Source organism: Pseudomonas sp. BN606 (genome assembly GCF_029873115.1).
Lineage (GTDB): Bacteria > Pseudomonadota > Gammaproteobacteria > Pseudomonadales > Pseudomonadaceae > Metapseudomonas.
This window is the reverse complement of the sequence record NZ_SSOF01000011.1, coordinates 1-635: the sequence shown is the minus strand read 5'-3', so window position 1 is coordinate 635 and position 635 is coordinate 1. Positions and strand designations below refer to the sequence as shown.

1 protein-coding gene and 1 pseudogene are annotated in these 635 nt (G+C 61.9%); both read left to right on the top strand.

Translation table 11 applies throughout. The features are described from left to right. Nucleotides 1-373 precede the first annotated feature (373 nt). Complete coding sequence (gene pqqA / locus E8E75_RS00075; protein WP_072432761.1) at nt 374-445, top strand: pyrroloquinoline quinone precursor peptide PqqA; 72 nt, start codon at nt 374-376, stop codon at nt 443-445. A 46-nt stretch (nt 446-491) separates the two neighbouring features. Further along, a pseudogene (locus E8E75_RS00070) lies at nt 492-635 on the top strand (pyrroloquinoline quinone biosynthesis protein B); the annotation flags it as partial.

Genomic DNA, 635 nt, shown 5'->3' with positions numbered 1-635 from the left:
CACTACCAGCAGACCAAGAACCTGCTGGTGAGCTACGACATCAATCCGCTGGGCTTCTTCTGAGTCTGATGCACCCTTGTCGAACCCGTGGCGCGCCGGTTTGGGCGCCACAATCCCCTTAGGCGACGCCGTCCTGTCTGCGGGAAAGAGCGCCCCCACATCCAATGCCCGACAGGGCTTTGTCGCAACGCGGTTTCGGCCGCGTTTTCTTTTTTTCAAGGCACATTGGTTGGCGTGATCCTTTGTGGATGCCCAACCGGCCCCTACCAAATCACGAGTAAATCTCCTCCGAAAGTACCATTCGGGCCCCTCTGGGCCGGTGGTTAACTGGCCTTGCCGGAATCCTCCGGCGGCATAACAAGAGGATTACTCCATGTGGACTAAACCCGCCTTCACCGATCTGCGCATTGGTTTCGAAGTGACCCTGTACTTCGCCAACCGCTGATCCGCATCGCCCCGGCCCAGCCGGGGCCCCCGCCAGGGCTAATCCCATGCACATCCAGATTCTCGGCTCGGCCGCCGGTGGCGGTTTCCCCCAGTGGAACTGCAATTGCCGCAACTGCGCCGGCGTACGCAGCGGCAAGGTCCGGGCGCAGCCGCGCAGCCAGTCCTCCATCGCCCTCAGCGCCAATGGC